Genomic DNA, 7496 nt, shown 5'->3' on the forward strand with positions numbered 1-7496 from the left:
TTCAATGCCTTACCGTACACGAGGGTCCATGAGACCGTATAAAATATCGACCAGCATGTTGACGACGATGAAAAATGTGGCCATCACAACGATACAACCCTGGATCAAGGGATAATCCCGATTGCCGATGGAATTTACGAGCAGCGTGCTCATTCCCGGCCAGTTGAACAAATATTCGACCAGTACGGTTCCACCGATCAGATTGCCCAGCTGCAAACCGATAATTGTAACTACCGGAATGATCGCGTTGCGAAACGCATGCTTGAACACGACGGACCACTCGGAAAGCCCTTTGGCCCGATGTGTCTGAACATAATCCTTTCCCAGCGTTTCCAGCATGGAGGATCGTGTCATTCTTGCGATGGAGGCCGCAAGGCCGAGCGCCAGCGTGATGGCCGGCAGTGCCAGCCGTTGTATATGCTTCGCCGGGTCCTCCGAGAAAGGGGTAAAACCTCCTGCAGGCAGCAGCTGAAGCTGGAAGCTGAACAATATAATAAGGAACGCCCCAAGAACATACACAGGGAACGAAATGCCCAGTGCGGCCGTGGAAGAGAGCAGCAGATCGAGAAAGCTTTGCCGCTTCAGGGCGGCGGCAATCCCGAGCGGAACTCCGATGATCACTGCAAGAATGATGGAGACCACCGCAAGCTCAATCGTGTTGGGCAGTCTCTGAGCGATAAAGGTGCTTACCGCGGTTTGGTCAAACAGAGAGTTACCCATGTCCAGCTGGACAAAGCTGGAAATCCAGCTTATGTACTGCTGCAGCAGCGGCTGGTCCAGTCCAAGTGTCTTCCTCATTTCAGCCAGTGCCTGCGCATCAGCCCCCCGTTCTGTACCCAGCGCCAGTGCCGCGGGGTCGCCCGGCATCAGATGAATCAGCATAAAAACGAGTGTCGACACAACCCATACCTGCAAAATCAATGTATACAGCTTCACGCCGACAAACCTAGCCATCCTGACTTTCCCCCTCTCCGTTCACCGCCTGATCGGTATATAAATGGCAGGCCACCTGATGCTGAGCGGAAATGGATACAAAATCGGGACTTACTTCACTGCACACAGGAAGCGCCTCGGGACACCGCGTACAGAACCTGCAGCCGGACGGAGGGTTGACCGGGCTGGGTACATCCCCGCCGAGCACAATACGTTCTTTTTTAGCATCAGGGTCGGCGATGGGGATAGACGAAAGCAAAGCCCGGGTATACGGATGCTTCGCTCCCGTGTACAGGGACTCGGCGTTGGCGATTTCGACGATTTTCCCCAAATACATGACCGCAATACGATCGCTCATGTATTTGACGACCGAAAGATTGTGGGAGATGAACAGGTAGGTTAACCCGAACTCCTCCTGCAGCGAGTGCAGCAAATTCAATATCTGAGACTGAATGGACACGTCAAGCGCCGACACCGCTTCATCACAGACGATCAGCCTGGGATTGATGGCAATCGCCCGGGCTATTCCAATCCGTTGCCGCTGTCCCCCGGAAAATTCATGCGGATATCTGTCGATATATTGCGGACTAAGCCCTACGAGCTCCAGCAGCCGCCGCACTTCACGCTTCCGGTCACTATGATTCAAGGCACCATGGATTTGAAGAGGAGCACCGATGATGTCTCCGACGGTCTTGCGCGGATTCAAGGATTCAAACGGTTTTTGAAAGACCATTTGAAACTGCTTGCGCTGCCTTCTCAGCGCATTGCCCCTGAGAGAAAGCAAATCCTGTCCGTCGAAAAGAATTTGCCCTTCATCCGCGTCAATCAGACGCATGATCACGCGGGACAATGTGCTTTTGCCGCAGCCAGACTCTCCGACCAGTCCGAAGGTCTCCCCTTTCAGGATGGAGAAATTAACGTTGTCGACAGCCTGGACAAAGCTTTTATTCCTGGAGAAGGGGGACTTGTGAAGCGGAAAGTACTTTTTAACCCCTCTTACTTCAAGCAGTGTATCTGTCATCCCACCGTCCCCTCCTTCGACTGTTCTTCTGCTTTCCAGCATCGCACGTTGGTTCCGGCGCCTGAAGGGATCAATCCCGGCTCTTGCTGCCGGCAAAGATCGTTTGCCAGCGGACAGCGGGGATGGAATCGGCAGCCGGACGGCATGGATGCGATGCTGGGCACTGATCCGCTAATGCTGTACAATTTCCCGTCTTTCCGGTCCAGATGGGGAATGGATCGAAGCAGGCCCTGGGTATAGGGATGCTGGGGGTTTTTAAAGACCGAACGGACATCGCCTTCTTCCATAACTTTGCCTGCATACATTACCGCTACCCTGTCCGCGACTTCAGCCACCACGCCAAGATCATGAGTGATGAGCAAGATACTCATATCCATCTCGTCCCGGAGCTGTTTGAGAAGCTCCAGAATTTGCGCCTGCACCGTGACATCAAGCGCTGTCGTCGGTTCATCGGCAATAAGCAGCTTCGGGTTGCAGGAAAGCGCCATGGCAATCATGATACGCTGGCACATTCCGCCCGACAGCTCGTGCGGATAAGAATCAAATACACGCTCCGGGTGGGCAATGCCTACCCGCTGCAATAAATCCAGCGCTTTCTCCCGCGCCTGCTTGCGCGGCTGGCGATCATGCATCAGAATCGCCTCGACGATTTGGCTTCCGCAGGTAAATACCGGGTCCAGCGCTACTATCGGGTCCTGAAAAATCATTGCGATTTTTCCGCCCCTGATCTCATTGATCTTTTTCTTGTTTTGCTTAAGCAAGTCACTGCCTTCAAAGCAAATCTCACCTGAGGTGATGCTGGCAAATGACGGAATGAGCTGCATTACAGAAAGGGAGGCGACAGTTTTGCCGCTGCCGCTTTCACCGACGACACACACAATTTCGCGTCTGCCTACGGTTAAGCTCAATTCGCTGACGGCGGGGAACACGCCCTGGTCCGTTTTAAACTGGGTCGTCAAATCACTGATTCGCAGCAGTTCTTTTTCCATAGGCTTCACCTTTCCCTGTAGTACGCTTTTGCCACGCATTGAAGATAACTATAATGACACAATATTTTTGCAATAGAAGTGAAGCGGCAGTTTCGTGTTATTGATACCGTTTTCTTTTTGCTGATATCTTAAGATGATTATAATAAAGTGTTATATTTTATCCCATGTATGGATGAGCGGTTTTCACGGTAAATTCATACGTTCTTTGAGCATGGCGCCCTGATCGACGGAGTGATTTCCGTCCTGACTGCAGATAAAGGGAAATTTTTATGATTTTTCTGTATTTTTGTCCTGAGATCCTTCTTTCGCATGCCTAAAACCCGCGGTGGTTTATATGGCAAAAGGTCGAGAACAGAAGTAAAATACTCTGTTCCCGACCTTTAAGACTCCATAACCTTACATGTGCAGGCGGATCTGGTCATCCTGAGCAATGTGCCCGTTATGCTCTCACTGCCGTTCTTACGGCTTCGGTTGCAGCTTCGTCCACTTCATAGCCTTCTTCAGTTCGCTTCAGGACGACACCATATTCATTTCTGCAGGCTGCCAGGGAAATCTTGCCCTCTCTGAGGTCATTTAAAACCTGCTCAGGCTCCCGTTCATAAGGATGCCCGTATCCGCCGGCGCCCGGTGAACAGACGGTGACCAAATCTTCATGATTCAAAGTGATGCCCGACACCTTCGAGCCCAATACCTCCGTATTCTCGCCCTTTCTTGTCAGCATAAACTGCCCGGGACTGCCGGCTTTACCCTCGCAAAGCCCCCATGGAGCAAATTTATGCCGGTCACCAAGGCCCGTGTAGCTCAAGCCGTCATGCAGGATGCGAAAGTCCCTCCGAATTCCAAGTCCCCCGCGAAACCTGCCGGCGCCGCCGGAATCCTCGATCAGCTGGTAACGTTCCACCATAACCGGATATTCACGTTCGAGAGCCTCTACAGGCAGATTGGACGTATTCGTCATGTGCACTTGAACACCGCTGAGTCCATCCCCCCTGTGATGAGCCCCCGAACCCCCGGCTATGGTCTCCAGATAAACGAAATATTGATCGGTAGCCGGATTCATTCCGGAAAAAATTGCCGAGGTCACTACACTGTTACATGCGGCTAATACACGTTCCGGCGCGATCTGAGCCAGAGCGCCCAATATGACGTCAACTACCCGTTGAGCCGTATCAATCCGCTGTCCAACCGGGACAGGCAGCTTGCAGTTCACAATGGACCCTTCCGGAGCGGTCACCTGGAGCGCCCGGTAAATCCCGTGATTCGCAAAGATGGTTTGTCCGGCCACTGCCTTAAAGCAATAAAACGCTGTCGTCAAAAGTCCGGAATACGTCATATTCAAAGGGCCCGGCACCTGGGAGCTTGAGCCTGTAAAATCAAGCTTTGCCGTTCCGTCGTCTATGGTGACCTGTACACGAATGGGAATCGGTGTCTCGGAGTTTTCGCCCGCATCATCCAAATAATCCTCAAACGTGTACGTTCCGTTTGGAAGCGTGCGGATACCTGCCCGCATGAGCTGCTCGGCGTAATCCAGCAGCGCATTTGTACAAGCCGCAAAGTAATCGGGTTGATACTTTTGTACCGCCTCGGCCATTCGTTTCGCTCCCGCGAGATTGGCGGCGATCTGGGCATTCAAATCTCCGGCCCGTTCATAAGGAGTGCGGGTGTTCAGAATAATAAAATCGTATGTCTCCTGAACAAGCGTTCCTGCCCGGCAGATTCGTCCGAGCGGAATCCGGAGCCCCTCTTGGAAGATATTGTCCGAATGGGCCGATACGCTTCCCGGCACCATGCCTCCAATATCGGAATGATGAGCGATATTGGCTACAAAGGCCACAAGACGATTCTCCACGAATACCGGTGTAACCATCGTAATGTCCGGCAAATGCGTACCCCCGCCGGCGTACGGGTCATTCGTTACGAAAACATCCCCGTCTTGAAGAGATTCCCTGGGGAACTTGGTCAGCACCTCGGAAACAACACCCAGCATGGAGCCAAGATGCATGGGCACGTATTCCGCCTGGGCAATCATATTACCCTCTGCATCAAATATGGCGGTAGAGCAATCCTTGCGCTCTTTGATATTCGTGGAGTACGCCGTTTTAACGAGCGTTACCCCCATCTCCTCTGCCACCGAAAGCAACAGATTCGCGGCGATCTCCAGTGTGATTGCATCGATCCGTTCCATCGTTAGTCCTCCTCACTGAAGGTATGAATAATCATATTTCGGTACGGGTCCACCTCCATCGTTTGACCCGGCAAAACGAGGATGGTTGAATCCATCTGTTCTATGATCGCCGGCCCTATGAGCCGGTCTCCCGGCTGCAGATCGGTCCGGTTGTAGACAGGCGTCGCACAGGTTTCTGCATGACCGTTCTCGGCGAAGTAAACGTCACGGACTACAAAGGGAACAGGCTTGCCTTCGCGATGTTCCTCTGCTCTCTTCAGTGCAGCCTTCGGCAGCATGCCCAATGCCGTCACCCGATAGTTCACAAACTCAATTTGCCCGTTTCGGTTGGAGTAACCGTAATTTTTTTCGTGCATTTCATGAAAGCGTTCGAGAATTGCGGCTATGCCGTTCGGAGTAAGCTCAGACCATTCGACCGGCACAGTCAGCTCATAATTTTGTCCTTTGAAGCGTGTATCCAATCCCAGGACGAATTTCCGGTTCGGGACGGCAATTCCTTCTTTCTCCAGCATCTTGTTCGCTTCCCGTTCCATCTCGGCATACAATTCCTGGATCACGTCCAGTCCGCTGGCATTCCCGGGCTGCAGTGAAGAACGCACAAAGTCGAAACGAATATCGGCCACAAGCAGACCAAGCGAGCAGAATGTGCCGGGAGAAGGTGGAACCAATATGCGCGGAATGCCCAGCTCCCGTGCCAACGCCCCACAGTGCAGGCCTCCGCCGCCACCGAATGACACCAGTGTGAATTCCCGCGGATCATACCCTTTTTCAATGGAAATGAGGCGGATGGCACGTGTCATGTTCGCATTAACCACGGACAGGATGCCCATGGTTGCATCCATGAGCGACAAGCCGGTTGGTGTACAGATATGCTCCTCCACCGCTCGTCTGGCGCCTTCCACATCCAATGACATCCGTCCGCCCAGAATGCCGTCAGGGTTGAGTCTGCCCAGAATCGCGTTGGCATCGGTGACGGTCGGCTTTGTACCACCGCGCCCGTAAGCAGCAGGTCCCGGCAAAGAGCCTGCGCTTTCAGGACCCACCTTTAAGGCGCCGCCCGCATCAAGCCAGGCAATCGAACCGCCTCCGGCCCCGCACGCGTGAATGTCCAGCATGGGGATGCGCGCAGGGAAGCCTTCCACTTCACGCTCCATGGAAACCTTCGGCTCGCCGTTCTCGATCAGGCTGAAATCCGCCGACGTGCCCCCCATATCAAATGTGATCATATTTTTATAGCCTGTCAGCTCTGCCAGCCGCGCAGCCGCGACGACACCTGCGGCCGGACCCGAAACCGCGGTGCGGACGGGGGCTGCGACAGATTCCTGAATAGAAATAATCCCGCCGCTCGATTGGGTTATGTAAGGATCCACAGGAATCCCTGCTTCCCTGACAGACTGCTGGAAATTTTGCATGTACTGCTGCATAACCGGGCCGAGGTAGGCATTGATAGCTGTTGTGCTCAGCCTGGCATATTCGCGGAATTCAGGCACCACTTCCGACGAGGCGGAAACGTACACTTCAGGGAAAAGACGCCGGATTTCCTCCACGGCTTGCCTTTCATGCTCGGGATTCAGGTATGAAAACAGGAAGCATACGGCAATAGATTGCACACCCGACTGCTTAAGCTCTTCAATCGCCTTGCGCAGACTGTCTTTATTAAGCTCTTTTCGCTTGCTGCCGTCCGCATACAACCTCTCTTCCACTTCCAGACACAGCTGCCCGGGAATGACCTGAACCGGTTTTTCCTTGAAAAAGTCATACAGACCTGGACGAGTCTGCCGTCCGATCTCCAGCAGATCCCGGAACCCTTCGGTAACGAGCAGGCCTGTGACCGCCCCTTTACGTTCAATGAGCGAATTGGTTGCGACCGTGGTGCCATGTGCCAGATACATCACCTGGTCAAATGGCACCTGGTTCATCTCCAGTATTTGCCTGATGCCCGTCATAATCGCTTGTGAGGGATCAGCCGGAGTCGATGGCACTTTATGATTCACAATTTCAGCGGTAACCGTATCTACAAGCGTCACATCCGTAAACGTACCGCCGACGTCCACACCTACCATAAAACGCATTTACATTCCTCCCACAGTTTGGTGTGTCCCGATCAGTAAGGAATCTTGAACATGTAGCGTCTCGTTTCGAGAGGGTGGTTTCGTTCCTTGGACAGGGCCAATGCATACATACGCAGGACAAAGTTGATGGCAAGCGGCGCAATGTAACCCCGAACCTCTTCATCAATGCCTGTCAGATCAAATGTCTTGGCATCCAATACGAGATTTTTTTTGCCATGCTTCTCGAGGAAAGCAAGCGCGCGTTCTTCAAGCGGACGTGTCTCGTCAAGGCCCATAAGCAGAATGAAAGGCACATT

Annotated in this window: 5 protein-coding genes and 1 pseudogene; all 6 read right to left on the reverse strand. The window is 53.0% G+C overall.

The genetic code is table 11. The features are described 5' to 3' along the window. Positions 1-9 precede the first annotated feature (9 nt). Positions 10-954 (reverse strand): ABC transporter permease, encoded by a 945-nt coding sequence (locus tag ACI1P2_RS27535; protein ID WP_355326008.1) that lies wholly within the window; start codon positions 952-954, stop codon positions 10-12. Continuing rightward, entirely contained in the window at positions 947-1954 is a 1008-nt protein-coding gene (locus ACI1P2_RS27540) for an ABC transporter ATP-binding protein (RefSeq protein ID WP_355326011.1), read from the reverse strand. Before ACI1P2_RS27540 ends, ACI1P2_RS27535 begins: the two co-directional genes overlap by 8 nt. Next, positions 1951-2943, reverse strand: coding sequence for an ABC transporter ATP-binding protein (locus tag ACI1P2_RS27545; protein ID WP_355326014.1), 993 nt, complete (start codon positions 2941-2943; stop codon positions 1951-1953). Before ACI1P2_RS27545 ends, ACI1P2_RS27540 begins: the two co-directional genes overlap by 4 nt. Positions 2944-3382: 439 nt before the next feature. Next, positions 3383-5128, reverse strand: coding sequence for a hydantoinase B/oxoprolinase family protein (locus ACI1P2_RS27550; protein WP_355326017.1), 1746 nt, complete (start codon positions 5126-5128; stop codon positions 3383-3385). Between the two features lie 2 nt (positions 5129-5130). Further along, complete coding sequence (locus tag ACI1P2_RS27555) at positions 5131-7200, reverse strand: hydantoinase/oxoprolinase family protein (protein ID WP_355326020.1); 2070 nt, start codon at positions 7198-7200, stop codon at positions 5131-5133. A gap of 32 nt (positions 7201-7232) precedes the next feature. Continuing rightward, positions 7233-7496 (reverse strand): annotated as a pseudogene (locus tag ACI1P2_RS27560) (SIS domain-containing protein); the annotation flags it as partial.

Origin of the sequence: Paenibacillus jiangxiensis (assembly GCF_046098255.1) — a bacterium.
Taxonomy (GTDB): domain Bacteria; phylum Bacillota; class Bacilli; order Paenibacillales; family Paenibacillaceae; genus Paenibacillus; species Paenibacillus jiagnxiensis.